The sequence below is a fragment of the Rhizobium sp. NPDC090279 genome, assembly GCF_044769665.1.
In the GTDB taxonomy this organism is placed as follows: Bacteria; Pseudomonadota; Alphaproteobacteria; order Rhizobiales; family Rhizobiaceae; genus Rhizobium.
This window is the reverse complement of the sequence record NZ_JBIVYI010000005.1, coordinates 81,938-96,128: the sequence shown is the minus strand read 5'-3', so window position 1 is coordinate 96,128 and position 14,191 is coordinate 81,938. Positions and strand designations below refer to the sequence as shown.

18 protein-coding genes are annotated in these 14,191 nt (G+C 59.8%); 7 read left to right on the top strand and 11 right to left on the bottom strand.

The window, feature by feature from the left end; translation table 11 throughout:
- Positions 1 to 43: 43 nt before the first annotated feature.
- The gene (locus tag ACIQWP_RS13695) at positions 44 to 580 is read left to right on the top strand and encodes a hypothetical protein (protein ID WP_402787885.1); all 537 of its coding nucleotides are present in this window, start codon (positions 44 to 46) and stop codon (positions 578 to 580) included.
- A gap of 119 nt (positions 581 to 699) precedes the next feature.
- Here ACIQWP_RS13695 and bla read toward each other — a convergent pair whose 3' ends face one another.
- From bla to dmeR, 3 genes are all read right to left on the bottom strand, one after another.
- Positions 700 to 1,695: a class A beta-lactamase gene (gene bla, locus ACIQWP_RS13690; RefSeq protein ID WP_402787882.1), complete on the bottom strand. Its 996-nt coding sequence runs from the start codon at positions 1,693 to 1,695 to the stop codon at positions 700 to 702.
- A gap of 85 nt (positions 1,696 to 1,780) precedes the next feature.
- A complete protein-coding gene (gene dmeF / locus ACIQWP_RS13685) occupies positions 1,781 to 2,758 on the bottom strand; it encodes a CDF family Co(II)/Ni(II) efflux transporter DmeF (protein WP_402787879.1) in 978 nt (325 codons plus the stop codon).
- Positions 2,759 to 2,792: 34 nt separating this feature from the next.
- Positions 2,793 to 3,065, bottom strand: a complete 273-nt coding sequence (gene dmeR, locus ACIQWP_RS13680; RefSeq protein ID WP_402787876.1) for a Ni(II)/Co(II)-sensing transcriptional repressor DmeR — start codon at positions 3,063 to 3,065, stop codon at positions 2,793 to 2,795.
- 197 nt (positions 3,066 to 3,262) lie between these two features.
- Here dmeR and ACIQWP_RS13675 point away from each other — a divergent pair, with 197 nt between their 5' ends.
- A complete protein-coding gene (locus ACIQWP_RS13675; protein ID WP_402787873.1) occupies positions 3,263 to 3,676 on the top strand; it encodes a helix-turn-helix domain-containing protein in 414 nt (137 codons plus the stop codon).
- A gap of 197 nt (positions 3,677 to 3,873) precedes the next feature.
- Entirely contained in the window at positions 3,874 to 4,362 is a 489-nt protein-coding gene (locus ACIQWP_RS13670) for a GNAT family N-acetyltransferase (RefSeq protein ID WP_402787870.1), read from the top strand.
- A 39-nt stretch (positions 4,363 to 4,401) separates the two neighbouring features.
- Here ACIQWP_RS13670 and ACIQWP_RS13665 read toward each other — a convergent pair whose 3' ends face one another.
- Positions 4,402 to 5,028, bottom strand: coding sequence for a C39 family peptidase (locus ACIQWP_RS13665; RefSeq protein ID WP_402787867.1), 627 nt, complete (start codon positions 5,026 to 5,028; stop codon positions 4,402 to 4,404).
- A gap of 107 nt (positions 5,029 to 5,135) precedes the next feature.
- Between ACIQWP_RS13665 and ACIQWP_RS13660 the strand changes: the two genes are divergently transcribed.
- Entirely contained in the window at positions 5,136 to 5,915 is a 780-nt protein-coding gene (locus ACIQWP_RS13660) for a methyltransferase domain-containing protein (protein WP_402787864.1), read from the top strand.
- A gap of 12 nt (positions 5,916 to 5,927) precedes the next feature.
- Here ACIQWP_RS13660 and ACIQWP_RS13655 read toward each other — a convergent pair whose 3' ends face one another.
- The 3 genes from ACIQWP_RS13655 to ACIQWP_RS13645 form a co-directional block, all read right to left on the bottom strand.
- The gene (locus ACIQWP_RS13655) at positions 5,928 to 6,842 is read right to left on the bottom strand and encodes a c-type cytochrome (protein ID WP_402787861.1); all 915 of its coding nucleotides are present in this window, start codon (positions 6,840 to 6,842) and stop codon (positions 5,928 to 5,930) included.
- Between the two features lie 101 nt (positions 6,843 to 6,943).
- A complete protein-coding gene (locus ACIQWP_RS13650; protein ID WP_402787858.1) occupies positions 6,944 to 7,387 on the bottom strand; it encodes a c-type cytochrome in 444 nt (147 codons plus the stop codon).
- Positions 7,388 to 7,553: 166 nt separating this feature from the next.
- Positions 7,554 to 8,189 carry a LysE family translocator gene (locus ACIQWP_RS13645; protein WP_402787855.1) on the bottom strand — a complete coding sequence of 212 codons (636 nt, stop codon included), beginning with the start codon at positions 8,187 to 8,189 and terminating at the stop codon, positions 7,554 to 7,556.
- A 128-nt stretch (positions 8,190 to 8,317) separates the two neighbouring features.
- Between ACIQWP_RS13645 and ACIQWP_RS13640 the strand changes: the two genes are divergently transcribed.
- Positions 8,318 to 9,019 carry a helix-turn-helix transcriptional regulator gene (locus ACIQWP_RS13640; RefSeq protein ID WP_402787852.1) on the top strand — a complete coding sequence of 234 codons (702 nt, stop codon included), beginning with the start codon at positions 8,318 to 8,320 and terminating at the stop codon, positions 9,017 to 9,019.
- A 13-nt stretch (positions 9,020 to 9,032) separates the two neighbouring features.
- Here ACIQWP_RS13640 and ACIQWP_RS13635 read toward each other — a convergent pair whose 3' ends face one another.
- Both ACIQWP_RS13635 and ACIQWP_RS13630 read right to left on the bottom strand, forming a co-directional pair.
- Positions 9,033 to 9,680, bottom strand: a complete 648-nt coding sequence (locus ACIQWP_RS13635; protein ID WP_402787849.1) for a hypothetical protein — start codon at positions 9,678 to 9,680, stop codon at positions 9,033 to 9,035.
- A gap of 168 nt (positions 9,681 to 9,848) precedes the next feature.
- Positions 9,849 to 10,631, bottom strand: a complete 783-nt coding sequence (locus ACIQWP_RS13630; RefSeq protein WP_402787846.1) for an SDR family NAD(P)-dependent oxidoreductase — start codon at positions 10,629 to 10,631, stop codon at positions 9,849 to 9,851.
- A gap of 163 nt (positions 10,632 to 10,794) precedes the next feature.
- Here ACIQWP_RS13630 and ACIQWP_RS13625 point away from each other — a divergent pair, with 163 nt between their 5' ends.
- Positions 10,795 to 11,691 carry an AraC family transcriptional regulator N-terminal domain-containing protein gene (locus tag ACIQWP_RS13625; protein WP_402787843.1) on the top strand — a complete coding sequence of 299 codons (897 nt, stop codon included), beginning with the start codon at positions 10,795 to 10,797 and terminating at the stop codon, positions 11,689 to 11,691.
- A 3-nt stretch (positions 11,692 to 11,694) separates the two neighbouring features.
- Here the strand turns inward: ACIQWP_RS13625 and ACIQWP_RS13620 are convergent, their stop codons facing one another.
- Together ACIQWP_RS13620 and ACIQWP_RS13615 are read right to left on the bottom strand one after the other, a co-directional pair.
- Entirely contained in the window at positions 11,695 to 12,537 is an 843-nt protein-coding gene (locus ACIQWP_RS13620) for a metallophosphoesterase (RefSeq protein ID WP_402787840.1), read from the bottom strand.
- Positions 12,538 to 12,664: 127 nt separating this feature from the next.
- Complete coding sequence (locus ACIQWP_RS13615; protein WP_112340320.1) at positions 12,665 to 13,267, bottom strand: superoxide dismutase; 603 nt, start codon at positions 13,265 to 13,267, stop codon at positions 12,665 to 12,667.
- 271 nt (positions 13,268 to 13,538) lie between these two features.
- On the opposite strand from ACIQWP_RS13615, the gene ACIQWP_RS13610 reads away from it, so the two are divergent.
- Positions 13,539 to 14,189 carry an aspartate/glutamate racemase family protein gene (locus tag ACIQWP_RS13610; protein ID WP_402787835.1) on the top strand — a complete coding sequence of 217 codons (651 nt, stop codon included), beginning with the start codon at positions 13,539 to 13,541 and terminating at the stop codon, positions 14,187 to 14,189.
- Positions 14,190 to 14,191: the final 2 nt, after the last annotated feature.

Genomic DNA, 14,191 nt, shown 5'->3' with positions numbered 1-14,191 from the left:
TTTGCGGAGTCATGGTCTTGCCAACCCATGGGGAGACATGACGATGAGAGTGCATCACAGCACACAGAGCTATTTCAGCACGCCGATCCGCAGCCAACAGAGCAGCGATACCGATGACAGCACGCCCTTCACTCTGCCGGACGATGGCGGCGGCCAGCAGGACGAAGCGCCAGGACCTTCCATCTCGTCCAGTGGTGTTCCCTCTTCCATCTCATCCGGCCTTTGGCTCAGCCAGTTCGGCAGCACATCGTCTTCGACATCGACTGATGGGACCGATCAGGATAGCGCGACGGCAGCTGACGAAAGCAGTTCGACATCGTCGAGCGAGCAATCCAATCAAGACATTCTGGACGAGTTTGCGAAATGGGCGAACATGACGCCCGCCCAGAAAATCCGCGCGCAATATCTGGACGCGCATGGCTTGACCGAAGATTCCTTCAAGTCCCTGTCGGCCGACGACCAGAAGGCGATCAACGACCAGATCGCCGACGAGATCAAGCAGAAGCTCGGTGCCGACAACGCCGATGGTGACGGCAACAAAGAAACGGACAGCGCCGCCGCGGCATTGTCCATGGTCTAAAGCACGCCGCTATTGGAAAACCGCTGCACACTTCGGGCAAGTTACCAGATTGCATGAAGACGATACGATCCTGATTCAGATCGAGACCGTATCATCTTGTTTTTGTTGATTCTATTCGGCTATTGCCCCACCATTCCCACGACGATCTGGCTGACCTCGGCAAAGACGGCCTCGACGTCCTTTGCAGGTGCGGTGGCCTCGGCCACGAAAGTCGTCACCAGGACAGGACCGCGCTCCGGCGGCCAGATGACGGCGATATCGGCATAGGAGCCGTTGTTGCCGGTGCCGGTCTTGTCGCCGACCTTCCATTCTTTCGGCAAGCCAGCACGCAGGCGATTGTTGCCTGTCGTGTTGGCGACCAGCCAGTTCACCAACTGATCCCTTGATGTATCCGACAGTGTGTTGCCGAGCGTCAGAAGACCGATCGTATCCAGCATCGAATCCGGCGTCGTAGTATCGCGCGGATCGTCCTTGATGGCCTGGTTAACGTCAGGCTCGTTGCGGTCGAGGCGGGTTTCGGTGTCACCTGTCGTGCGCAGCCATGAGGTCAGCGCTGCCGGGCCGCCGAAGCTTTCGAGCAGCAGATTGCCGGCCGTATTGTCGCTCAGCGTGATCGCGGCGGCGCAGAGTTCAGCCACGGTCATGCCATCGCCATCGACATGCTTTTCCGTCTCCGGCGAATAGGTGACCACCTTATCCTTGCCGTAGGTGACACGGCGGTCGAGCTTTTCCGTGCCCTGGTCGACGCGTGCCAGCACGAAGCCGACGGCGAGCGCCTTGTAGGTACTGCAAAGAGGAAAACGCTCCTCCTCGCGATGGCCGAGGGAAATATTGGTTTCTGTGTCGAGCACTGAGACACCGAGCCGGCCGCCGGTCTTCTTTTCCAGATCGGCCAGCTGCTTGTCGACATCATCGGTCAGCTGGGAATTGTCCTGCGCGCCGCTGTCTCCACCCTGACCGCCGGCGGCCGGCGCTGCCGAATTGTCCGTTGCGGCAGGCGCCTGCGGCGAGGTACCGGCGTCCTCGGCTAGCAGCACCCGAGGACCGAGCGTCAGGGCGGGAAGAAGCATCGCCGAGCCCGCCATGAGACGACGGCGGGTGAGCAATTTGTGCATAAGAAAGCCTCCAGCAGAATCGGGCAGATTTCGGGCTATGCGAGGAATATGGCAAGCCTCTGACCGCTCCGATTGCTATCCGATTTCATGCCGCCTTGTCGACCGTGACTTCTACCGTGACGTGGGACAATTCATGAATATCCGCCAGCCGTGCCTTGTAGAAGGCTGGATCGCGCGACACGGGGGTCGCGACCGCGACGATCGCTGCATGATGTCCAGGCCCGACCTGCCAGACATGCAGATCGGTGATGCGGTCCTCAGCCGTCTCGATCGCCTCGCGGATCTCCTCCGGCAGATCTTCGCCCTTCGGAATGAAATCGAGGAGAACGGCGCCGGAGGCGCGCAGCAGGCTCCATGCCCATTGCAGGATCACCAGGCCGCCGACGATGCCCATCATGGGATCGAGAAAGGTCCAGCCGAAGCGGCTGCCGAGCAGCAGGGCAACGATGGCAAGCACCGAGGTCATGGCATCGGCGATGACATGGACATAGACGGCGCGCAGATTGTTGTCCCTGCCGCCTTTCTGGCCGTGGTCGTGATGGTGAGCATCGTCATGGGCGTGATGACGATCATGGGCGTGGTCATGCCCGTGGCCGTGATGATGATGGCCGTGATCGTCGCGCAGCAGCCATGCGCTGACGAGATTGACGATAAGGCCGACCACCGCGATGGCGATCGCTTCGCGGAAGTTGATCGCCACCGGATCGAGCAATCTGAGAATGCTCTCCCAGCCCATGATCAGCGCGATCATCGCCAGCACGATGGCGCTGGCAAAGCCTGCGAGATCGCCGAGCTTGCCGGTGCCGAAGGTAAAGCGCGCATTGTGCGCATGCCGGCGCGCGTAGAGATAGGCAAGCGCCGAGATCAGCATTGCGCTGACATGGGTCGACATATGCCAGCCATCGGCGAGCAGCGCCATCGAACCATAAATCGTGCCCGCGCCAATCTCGATCACCATCATGACGGCGGTCAGCGCTATGACGAGCCAGATGCGGCGTTCGTTGCGCTGGTGATCGGAACCCAAAAAAATGTGGCTGTGGCCCATTTCGGAGGAAATACTCATGACATTACTCTCTCGTTGAACGCTTGAAGCCTGGTCACCGCAGATAGGTCTTCAGCACATCGGCGATCTCGTCGACCGCCTGGCGGCGGGCCTCTTCGCTTTCGGCGTGAAGCACATGCTCATGCAGATGATCCTCCAGAATCTCCCCCGTCAGCCCCGTCAGGGCGCCGCGAATGGAGGCAAGGAGTTGCAGCACCTCTCCGCATGGCCGTTCGGCCTCGAGCGCCCGCTCCACCGCCTCCATCTGCCCCTTGAGACGGCGGACGCGGGAGAGAAGCTTGGCTTGCTGACGAATGGTATGGGACATTGCGACCTCGAATTATAATATAGGGGGGTATACTATCTTTGCGAACGGATTGGAAGCCGCATTCTCAAAGCAGCGGCATGTAGGTCCATTGGCGACGGAAATAACCAATGGGCCGCTGCAGGCCTCGGCAACCCTTGCAAATTCTGCGCGAGGCCTCATATGATGCTATAGAGACTAGAGGTATCGGAGGCGATGCAATGTTGACGATCGGCGACCTGTCCAAGCGTACCGGCGTGAAAGTGCCGACGATCCGCTATTACGAGCAGATGGGTCTGATCTCGGAGCCCGAACGCAGCGAAGGCAACCAGCGGCGCTATTCCAAGACGGATCTGGAGCGCCTCGCCTTCATCCGCCATGGCCGCGATCTCGGCCTGACCATCGACGCCATCAAGGAGCTGATCTCGCTCAGCCAGCACCCGGACCGCCCCTGTGTGGGTGCCGACCGGATCGCCAAGGAGCACCTGGATGATGTACGCATCAAGATCATGCAGTTGAAGAGGCTGGAGCACGAGCTGGAGCGCATCGTCTCGCATTGCGACGGCCACAGCATCGAAGACTGCTACGTAATCCGCGCGCTTTCCGACCACGGACTATGCGAACACGAGCACTGAGCGCCCATTGACAAATGCGCTGAACCGGATCATTGATGCGCCCATGATCACGAACGCGCTCCATAATTGCTCGTATTTTTGGCTGTACCTGTAAGGGGCGGCCAAGACAGATCATATGTCAACAAGCCGCCGTCAGGCGGCTTTGTTGTATCGGCAGCGTCCTGACGGCTCATTAAAAAACAAGGACGCAAAATGCCATGCTAGACGATAGCGACATCTCACTTCTTCGCCCGCCGGTTCTGACCATCCGCAACGCGCAGCCGCGCGACCTTCCGGAAATCAACGACATGATCCGGCTGCTGGCCGCCCATCACGGCGACCCCTCCGGCGCGACGCCAGAGCAGCTCGAGCGCGATCTCTTCGGCCCCCTGCCCTGGATCACGGCGCTGGTGGCCGAAGGCGAAAATGGGCTGATCGGCTACGCGATCCTCGTGCCGCTCTACAAGGCACAGGAGGGGCAGCGCGGCATGGACCTGCATCATCTGTTCGTTCGCGACGGTCATCGCGGCCATGGCATCGGCCAGCATCTCGTCGACCGCGCCCGCGACATCGCCCGCAAGTCCGGCTGCAGCTTCCTTTCCGTGGGAGCAGCCACAGGCAACGTCCAGGCCCACCGCTTCTACGAAAACATGGATTTCAAACCGCGCCCGGTTACCGGCATGCGCTATCTGCAGGCACTGGCCTGATGCCGGCCTTTACCGGGATCGTCGTCAAACGCACTTAACTCAGCGATCGATGGCGATCCCGCGGCCGGCAAAGAACCTGTCGAAAATCTCAAGCGGCATCTCCGCATTCTCGCGCGTCGCATCAATGTGACCGGAGGGATTGTGGAAGCGGATCATGTCTTCTTCGAGAGCCGTGACCAGCACCAGATGACCGCCCTTCGCCGGCGGCTCGGTCTCCGGCCAGCGAATGGAATGGTGGACCGAGGCGATGAAGAACTGTGATTGCCTCAGGATGTCACCGATCTCAGTAACCGGAATGCCGGTGACGACCCTGGCTTCCAGATTGAACCGATCCCGGACGAAGGGAACGAAGGGCGCATAGATCAGCCCCTTGATCCTGCCGTCCTGTTCTTCGACGTAACCGCCGTATTCCTTGCAGCCTATGGCCAGATCCATGATCGGGAGCGTTTTGCCGGTGCGCGCGGCAAGCACCATCTTCAGGCAGGCCATGCCGCAGAGATTGCCGGCCCACCGGGCATAATCCTCAACGCTGGATGCACCGGACAAGGCCCAGAGCGGGTCCTTCAGCAAGGCGGTCTGCGCACCCTCGGCGACGACAGCCAGCGTCATGTCAGGCGTCTCCCATTGGCTGAAATAAGGAACCCGCTGCTTCACTCTTGCGTCCACGACCGCCCTCTCCCGTTGCCGAATCCCGCGCTATTGCCGCTACAAGCTTGAGCGGAAATGCGCTAGAAAAATGGCTGCCGGCTTCGATCCGCAACTGGAGGCGCGCCTTGGAACAGCGGTTCACATTCGACGGTGTCGCCAACCTCTACGACGATGCCCGTCCCACCTATCCCGATGCGCTCTTCGACGATGTGATCGCCTTCGCCGGACTGGAGGACCAGGACCAGATCCTCGAAATCGGCTGCGGCACGGGACAGGCGACGCAAGGCTTTGCGCGCCGGGGTCTCTCCATTCTCGCGCTCGATCCGGGCGAGGAATTGATCGCGGTCGCAAGGAAAGGTCTGGAGGAATTTCCAAATGTCCGCTTTGTGCAAACCACCTTCGAGGCATTTCCGGGCGAAGCGGCGAACTTCAAGCTGATAGCCGCGGCGCAATCATTCCATTGGGTTTCGCCGGACCTGCGCTTCGCCAAGACTGCCGCCCAGCTTACACCGGCAGGAACACTCGCCGTCTTCGGCAACGTGCCGATGCCATCCGAGCCGCCATTCGCGGAAGAATTCGCCGATATCTATGCCCGCCATGCTCCGCAGCTTTCGGGACCGCCGGCGGAGGCCTGGTATCTGCCGGGTGGTCCGTTCGTCGAATTCCTGCGCCAGTCCGAGCATTTCGAAGCGCAGGCGCAGCGCTGCTATCGCTGGAGCCGAACGCATACCGAGCAAAGCTACACCGACCTGTTGCGCACGCTCTCAAGCTATCGGCTTTTGCCGACGGAAGAACGGGAAACGCTTCTTTCCGCCATTGCCGATGCAATCACTGCTCAAGGCGGCGAATTCGAGCTGCGATACGAAACGCATCTTTATCTCGCAAGGCGTTCGGGCGCGATCTAGGAAACGCTCGCCTCACCGCGACGGCACCGCCTTCAAATAAGCCGCGATCGCCTCGCGGTCCGTTGCCGGCAGGTGCGCGATATTCTGCTGAACTTCGGCCATCGAGCCGCCCGCCGAATCATAGTCCGGGGTGAAGCCGGTTTCGAGGTAGTTGGCGATATCGCCGGCGCTCCAGCTGCCGATCGCCTTGGAGCCGGGCGTGATGTCGGGAATCTGGCCTTTGCCTTCCGGGTTAGGGGCTCCGGCCAGCCATTGGCCGTTGACAAAGCCGCCAAGCGCGTCGCGCGGCGTATGACATTCGCCGCAATGGCCCGGCCCTTCCACCAGATATTGCCCACGCTTGACCTTCTCGTCGGCATTGGCGAGCACGACACGCGGCTGATCGTTGAGATAGAGGAATTTCCAGGCGCCGAGCGCCAGCCTGATATCGAAGGGAAAGGGCAGCTCGTGCGGCGGCGCCACATTGTCGCTCTTCGGGAGTGTCTTCAGGAAGGCCCAGAGATCGTTGATGTCCTTGTCGCTCATGCGGGTATAAGAGCCATAGGGAAAGGACGGGTAGAGATGTTCGCCGTTCTTTCCGACGCCCCGCTTCATGGCATTGCCGAAATCGGCAAGCGTCCAGCTGCCGAGGCCTGCCTTCTCGTCCGGCGAGATGTTCGGTACGTGGAAAGTGCCGAACGGGCTGGTGAGAGCCAAACCGCCTGATAGTACGAGTTTAGCATCGCCCTGAGCGCCTGAAGCCGCATGGCAGCTGGTGCAGCCGCCGGCCCAGAACACCATTTCGCCGTTCTTCACATCGGGATCGCCGAGATTGGCCCAGTGGCTCGCCGGCAGTGGCGACGGCGCGGTGACGACATAGAATGCGCCAAAGCCGAGAGCGATCACGCCGAAGAGACAAAGCAACCACCGGACAAACCGCACCATCACAACTACCCCTTAGCCTGGCTCTAAAACCATAAGGCTCCGCACCGGCGGCAAAAACCGGTGCGGATGCCGAAACCAACTCTGAGACGAGGCCGACCTACCGCTTAGTCCTTCTTGATGCGGTAGGCCTGATGACAGGCGCCGCAGCTGCCGCCCAAGGTCTTCAGCGTCGCGCCGACGCCGACCTTGTCGGCCGGAAGCTGAGCGAGCGCCGTCTCTGCATCGGTGGAAAGCTTGGCGGCATGCGCCTTGAAGTCATCGAGGTTGTCCCAGATCTTCGGGTTGACCTCGGCATCGGTCTTGTCGCTCTGCGGATTGAACTGATCCGGAAACGCCTTCGCGGTTTCTGCGATCGTCGTCAGCGAGGCCTTGACGATCTCGGCATCATAGGGCTTGTCACCCTTGGCAATTGCGCCGAGAGCGCCTGTCGCGCCGCCGATCTTCTTCATCATGCCGATGCGGCTGTCGTGCGTGCCGTCGGCTGCGACGACGGAACCAAGAGCGACGCCGGCCAGAGCCGTCGCCATCACAATCGCTTTCCACTTCATTTCGTTCTCCTACCTTTCTCCGAATGATCAAAACCGCCAAAGCGGCCGGCGCATGAATACGGCGCCATGTTTGCCGGTTTCCCCGCCGGCAATGAAGTCACAAAGTGGTGAGAACCAAGTGAAATCAGCGTCATGCTATCGACACACTCGTTCGCCGCATCAACCCTCACGCCATTCTCAAACCTTCCCAGACCGTGAACACAGAAACCGCGACAAGCAGCAGCCCAGCAGCCCGGCCAGCGAATGCGGTTGCCTGTGGATTGGCGACCAGCAGGTCACGGCTGCGCCCGGCGGTGATGGCGAGGCCTCCATAGACGGCAAATTGCGTTACGATGGTCATGGCTCCCATGATGACCGCCTGTATCCACATCGGGCCATAATCCGGCTTCAGGAATTGCGGATACACCGCAAAGATGAAGAGATAGGCCTTGGGATTGATCAGGCAAGTCAGCGCACCCTGGCGGAAAGCCTTCCAGGCGGAGCGGCTGCCGGCCGGCCCCTCGCCCCCGACGGTGATGGAGCTGCGCATCAGCGTGAACCCGATATATGCCATATAGGCACCGCCGGCGATCAGCAGCGGATTGAAGAGAATGGGCACGAAATGCATCAAGAGGCCGATGCCGATGGCGCCGTTCAGTGAATGCACCGCCCCTCCGAGCATGATGCCACCCGTTGCGGCAAGGCCCCGATTGCTGCCGCCAGTCAGGGAATTGGCGAGCACGAACAGCATGTCCATGCCCGGCACGATGATGATGCCTAAGAGAAGGATGAAGAAGAGCCAGAGATTTTCCGCATAACCCATGTCAGTTGCCTATCGTTCTCTCCTTAAAAACCGGAGAGGAAATGGTTGATTTTCAAGTTGATAGACAGTCTTATAAATTGAGCCAACTGACGATGTATTGTCAGTAGCCTTCATCTTGAGGGTATGAAATGCGCAAGGCGTCGCGCCTGTTCGAGATTATCCAGATCCTGCGGCTGGCCAAGAAGCCGGTGACGGGGGCCGATATTGCCGACCGGCTGGAGGTGACGGTGCGCTCGGTCTATCGCGATATCGCCGCACTGCAGGCGATGCGGGTGCCGATCGAGGGCGAGCGCGGCATCGGCTACATCCTGCGGCCCGGCTTCGACCTGCCGCCATTGATGTTCTCGATCGAGGAGATGGAGGCTATCGTGCTGTCGCTGGCGCTGCTGGAGCGCACCGGCGACGCCGAGCTAAAACAGGCGGCCAAGCGCGTGACCGCCAAGATCGCCGGCGCCGTGCCGCCGCCGCTGCGCCAGACCCTCGATGCCAATGCCTTGCATGCCTGGGGCTTTGCCGCACCGTCGGCCTCGGCGATCGATCTCTCGCTGGTGCGCCGTGCCATTCGCGACGAGGAAAAACTCGATCTTGACTATCGCGACGAACACGGCAGCGCCACCGAGCGCCTGATCCGGCCGATCGCGCTGATCTATTATGCCGAAACGGCCAATATCGTCGCCTGGTGCGAGTTGCGCCAGGCGATCCGCAATTTCCGCAGCGACCGGATCGAGGATTGCCAGCCGACCGGCCTCTGGTTCAAGGGCGAAGGCGACGGCCTGCGCCAGATTTGGGTGAATGGCTGGCAGATAAGTTCACAGACGACAACGCCCTGAGCGCGTCAGAGGGTCAAAACCATGCGCGAATAGGATGACCCCGTTCGGCCCAGAATATATACCACTCTCCGGCCGCACGAAGAATGTCGATCGGAGTGCCAGTCTCCTCCGTCATGGTAGGCGCCGGCTTTTTTCGCAGCCCCAATCTCTCGAGAAAAGAGGGAGTGGACTCCGCGCGGCGAGAAGCGGCGTCCGCGATCTTTAGGAGCTGGCGGCCATAGGTTATGGCCTCTTCCGGCCACATATTATTCCAAGCCCTAGCAAGTATCTTTTCGTCGAGCACTGATTTGCATTCATTCAGAAAGGAGCCACGAAAGCTCGTCTCATCGACACCGTATCCCAAAGTAGCATTGGAATAGCGCGGTATGCCAGGCGGCCCTACCAAGGCGATTGCGTAATAGCCATGAAACGTCTTCAGACAATCGGCAATCTCGTCCTTGGTTTGAGCCTTCCTCGTGTTGATAATCCATCGATTGGCGGCATCATCATAACCGACGCGCGGCGCATTGATGGTCTGATATGCCGGGACGCTGATCTCAGCAAACCTTGCTTTGATTTCGTCCGAAAATTCCTCACCATTGAAATATCGTTGAACCAGTTGTCGCCACTCGGCTTCGTGGCCCGGCTTAGCTTTCGCTTCAGGAAGGAGGTCGAGGCCCATATCGTATTCCAAGCCTTCATCTATCTAAGATAGCAATAAGCATTGTCGATTCGGGACAATTTGAGAAGGCTTGGAACGCTACTTCCTCGTATGGACCAACCATCAAGTGCGGTAGAAGTTTGACCCTGAACACGCTGCCGGAAATGACTACAAATCGGCCTGCCTGGTTTAAATCACCATCCCACCAGAGACTTCGATGCGCTGGCCGTTGACCCAGCGATTGTCGTCCGACAGCAACGAGGCGATCATCGGGCCGATATCGTCAGGCAGGCCGGCACGACCGAGCGCCGTCATGGACGCGACCATCCGGTTGACCTCGGGGTTGTCGCGGACAATGCCGCCGCTGAAATCCGTCTGGATCGCACCCGGCGCCACCGTGTTGGCCGTAATGCCGCGCGGGCCGAGCTCCTTGGCGAGGTAGCGCGTCAGCACTTCGACCGCGCCCTTCATGGCCGCATAGGCCGACGAGCCCGGATTGCTGAAACGGGCAAGACCGGAAGAAATGTTGACGATGCGGCCCCCGTCCTCGATGAAGGGCAAAAGCGTCTGCGTCAGGAAGAACACGCCCTTGAGATGGACGTTGTAGAGCTTGTCGAACTCGGCTTCCGTCGTTTCCGCGATGGAGGCGTGATAGGACGTACCGGCATTGTTGACCAGGAAGTCGAAGCGATCTCGACCCCAGCCCTGCTGCAGTGCATGGCCGGTGTCAGTGACGAAAGCATCGAAGGACGCGACATTGCCGGCATCGAGCTTCAATGCCACGGCCTTTTGGCCGAGGGCTTCGATCTCGGCGACTGCGCTATCGGCTTCTGCCTTATTTGCGTTATAGGTCAGGATGGTATCGACGCCACGCAGGGCGAGATGAATGGCGGTATTGCGGCCGAGACCACGGCTGCCGCCCGTAATGATCGCGATCTTTCTCTTTGATCTATCAATATTTTCGGTTGTCATTGCAGATTCTCCAAGGAATGCTTGATGACGGAAAATTACGCCCTTGAAGCCATTTCCTTGAATGCCGGAACTCTCGAATTTCTTGCCTATTCCTCCAGCCGCCTTGTTCGCAACAACCCCTCTGTTATGATGATGGAATGGCACCCTGCCCCGGAGACCGCCGATGTCGTCTGCTCTCAAAGATGCGATCACCCAATTCATCGAGGCCAGCGATGGCGGCGAGAACGGATTGTTTTCGACCGGTATCGACGGCCTGCACATCATGCGCTCGACTGAATTGAAGATGCCGCATGCGATGATCTACAGACCGGCGCTCTGCGTCATCGTTCAGGGTGCCAAACAGCTGATGTTGAACGAGCGGGTGATCGACTATGCCGAGATGCAGGCCCTGATCATCAGCATCGAGTTGCCCGCCGCAGGCCGCGTGGTTCAGGCAAGCGTGGAGAAACCCTATATGGCGATCTCCCTTGAATTCGATGCGGGCATGATGCGCGAGGTGGTGGAGCAGCTCGACAAGCCGCCGAAACCGACAGGCAGCTCCGGTCTCGGCATCTTTGTCGAGGATCTCAGCCAGCCGCTCGCAGATTGCCTGGTGCGATTGACCCGCCTGCTTGCGACACCGAGCGCCATTCCGGTGCTCTATCCGGCAATCATGCGGGAAATCTGCTTCTGGCTGCTGACCGGGCCAAATGGCGGCGAGGTGTGCAAGCTGGTGCTGCCCGACGGCCAGACCCGCCGTATTGCCGATGCAATCCGCCTATTGCGGGACAATTTTGCCAAGCCGGTGCGAATCGAGCAGCTGGCGGCAGCGGCACGCATGAGCCCCTCCTCCTTCCACCAGCATTTCAAGACGCTGACCTCGATGACCCCCCTGCAATATCAAAAGCAGATGCGGCTGCTCGAAGCCCGCCGTCTGATGGTCGCCGGCCACGCCAATGTCGAGAGTGCCGCCTATCGCGTCGGCTACGAGAGCGCCTCGCAGTTCAGCCGCGAATATACGCGCATGTTCGGCACGCCGCCGAAGCGAGACGTGACCGAGATGCGGATCGCAGCTGAGTAAGTATCAGTGCAGCTCCAACGTCCTATCGGTCTCGCGCCCGAACCCGATGATATCAAGCCGATCCTCGTAGACCGAAACGATCGCATAGGCACCCGTATCTTCGGTATCGACCATGCCCATGAAATTGACGAAATGGGTTCCGTCCAACGTCCCGAAATTGCCGGCGTGATTGTGGCCGTTGAGATAAGCGACGACGTGGTCGTGCTCGGCCAGAAGCGATAGCATGCGGTCGCTGTCGAGCGCGTTATGCGGATTATCCGGGAAGACCGGATAATGGTTCATGATGACCACCTTCTCGCCCACCGTCTTTGCCTCCCGCAGCTTTGCGGCAAGCCAGTCGAATTGCGTGTCGCTGATGGCCGCATTCCAGCGCTGGCCGTTCGTCGCGCCCGAGCTCTCCAACGCCTTCATCAATGTCTTGGCCTCATTCCGGCGCGGATCGCCCTCCGGCGGCGCGAAGACGCTGATCTCGTTGCCATCGAGGGCGATGAAGCGATAGCCCGCATGGTGGAAGTCGTAATAGGCCGACGGCATGCCGACACGCTTGGGAACGGTCTGCAGGTGCTCCGGCGCGATGGCGAAATCGTGATTGCCGAGCAGGAAATGCTTCGGATGGCGCAAGGCCTCGTAAACGGGCAGAATGGCGTCGAAGCTCTTCCATTCGCGGTCGATGATGTCGCCGAGCGTCACCACGAAGGCGAGGTCATGCCGATTGAACTCCTCTATCGCCTTGCGAAGCTTGACGATGCTGTTCGCCGGGTAGCGATTGAGGGTCAGGTTCGGCTCCAGATCGGCATATTGCGGATCGGCGATGACACCAAAACGGAAGAGCGGTGCTGATGGCATTCAGCCTCCTTGGGCAGTCTCCTGGGGCCGCCATACGGCACACCGATAATCAATGGAGGCCGGCGGATAAGAAAACACCCGACGCCGAAAAGACGCCGGGTGCGAAAGCCAGCCTATACGGCAAACCTTACTTCGTAGCGGCTTCGTAGCGCTCCAGGACGTAGTCCCAGTTGATCAGGCTGTCGATGAAGGCTTCGAGATACTTCGGACGCAGGTTGCGGTAGTCGATGTAGTAGGAGTGTTCCCATACGTCGACGCCGAGGATCGGGTTGGCGCCGTGAACGAGCGGGTTTTCGCCGTTCGGGGTCTTGGAGATTTCGAGCTTGCCGTTCTTGACGGAAACCCAGGCCCAGCCGGAGCCGAACTGGGTGGCGCCGGCAGCGGCGAAATCGGCCTTGAATTTGTCATAGCCGCCGAGATCGGAAGCAAAAGCTGCTTCGAGCTTGCCCGGCAGCTTGTTGCCGCCGCCGCCCTTCTTCATCCACTTCCAGAAATGGATGTGATTGTAGTGCTGGGCTGCATTGTTGAAGAGGCCTGCATTGGTGCCGAAGGACTTCTTCACGATCTCTTCGAGCGAAAGATCGGCAAGACCTGCTTCCGCAGCGAGCTTGTTGCCATTGTCGACATAAGCCTTGTGGTGCTTGTCGTGGTGATACTCAAGCGTCTCACGCGACATGAAGGGCGAAAGGGCGTCGTAATCGTAGGGAAGTTCAGGCAATTCGAAAGCCATGGTCATATCTCCTCTTGGCAAAAGATTGCGTCGGCAGGTGAACCGGAACATAGGAGCGGTCGCCTGGAAGAGCAACCGGCGACATGCCAAAAAAGTTGCACGCATGAGCAAAAATTGCCCTATTTTTCAATCTCATATAGCATGGACTTAGAAGTTTACCTTATTGCATATCACGACATTCGGATACATGACTGAACGCCGTCCCGAAATGTCGACAAGGTACGTTGCCGAAGCTAGGTTTACGGATCTTCTGCCGCGATGAGGAATGCCCGTGACGATCGCCTGCCTGCACACCGCCGAGAGCAACATTGCCGTCTATGAGGCGGCGGCAAAGGCGCTCGGACTGCCTGATGGCATGCTGCGTCATCATGTCCGTGCCGATCTACTGCTCGCCGCCGAAAAGGTGGGGCGACTGACGGATGAGATTTCCGCCGAAACGGCAGCGCTCCTCTGGCACCTGGCCGAAGATGCCGATGCCGTCGTGCTCAACTGCTCGACACTCGGCCCGGCAGTCTCGAAGGTCGCAACAGGTGCAGCTGCGCCGATCATCCGTGCGGATGCCACGCTCGCCGACCAAGCCGTCAAGGACGGCGGCAAGGTCATCATCCTCTGCACGGTCGAAACAACCATTCCCCCAACCACCGCACTGTTCGAATCAGCCGCGAAGGCGACAGGAGCCGAAATCGAGGTTCGGCTGGTGCCCGGCGCATGGGCGCATTTTCGCGCGGGTGATCTGTCGGCCTATCTTGCCGCCATTGCCGACGCCGTGAAGGCGGCCAATGGCGAAGGCCCTGTGACGGTCGCCTTCGCGCAGGCGTCGATGACGGACGCGGCACGCCTTCTTCCGGAAGGCCATCCGCAACCGATGACCGGCCCGGCAACTGCACTTGCGGCGACGATGGTGAAGATCACCGCCGACTGAGC

Bases quoted from the DNA above. Each gene is read 5' to 3' on its own strand.
- ACIQWP_RS13645 (WP_402787855.1), bottom strand. From the start codon at position 8,189: ATGGGTTATGCGGAAAATCTCTGGCTCTTCTTCATCCTTCTCTTAGGC.
- bla (WP_402787882.1), bottom strand. From the start codon at position 1,695: ATGCACAAATTGCTCACCCGCCGTCGTCTCATGGCGGGCTCGGCGATG.
- ACIQWP_RS13615 (WP_112340320.1), bottom strand. From the start codon at position 13,267: ATGGCTTTCGAATTGCCTGAACTTCCCTACGATTACGACGCCCTTTCG.
- ACIQWP_RS13630 (WP_402787846.1), bottom strand. From the start codon at position 10,631: ATGACAACCGAAAATATTGATAGATCAAAGAGAAAGATCGCGATCATT.
- ACIQWP_RS13635 (WP_402787849.1), bottom strand. From the start codon at position 9,680: ATGGGCCTCGACCTCCTTCCTGAAGCGAAAGCTAAGCCGGGCCACGAA.
- ACIQWP_RS13675 (WP_402787873.1), top strand. From the start codon at position 3,263: ATGTTGACGATCGGCGACCTGTCCAAGCGTACCGGCGTGAAAGTGCCG.
- ACIQWP_RS13625 (WP_402787843.1), top strand. From the start codon at position 10,795: ATGTCGTCTGCTCTCAAAGATGCGATCACCCAATTCATCGAGGCCAGC.
- ACIQWP_RS13670 (WP_402787870.1), top strand. From the start codon at position 3,874: ATGCTAGACGATAGCGACATCTCACTTCTTCGCCCGCCGGTTCTGACC.
- ACIQWP_RS13650 (WP_402787858.1), bottom strand. From the start codon at position 7,387: ATGAAGTGGAAAGCGATTGTGATGGCGACGGCTCTGGCCGGCGTCGCT.
- ACIQWP_RS13620 (WP_402787840.1), bottom strand. From the start codon at position 12,537: ATGCCATCAGCACCGCTCTTCCGTTTTGGTGTCATCGCCGATCCGCAA.
- dmeF (WP_402787879.1), bottom strand. From the start codon at position 2,758: ATGAGTATTTCCTCCGAAATGGGCCACAGCCACATTTTTTTGGGTTCC.
- ACIQWP_RS13695 (WP_402787885.1), top strand. From the start codon at position 44: ATGAGAGTGCATCACAGCACACAGAGCTATTTCAGCACGCCGATCCGC.
- ACIQWP_RS13640 (WP_402787852.1), top strand. From the start codon at position 8,318: ATGCGCAAGGCGTCGCGCCTGTTCGAGATTATCCAGATCCTGCGGCTG.
- dmeR (WP_402787876.1), bottom strand. From the start codon at position 3,065: ATGTCCCATACCATTCGTCAGCAAGCCAAGCTTCTCTCCCGCGTCCGC.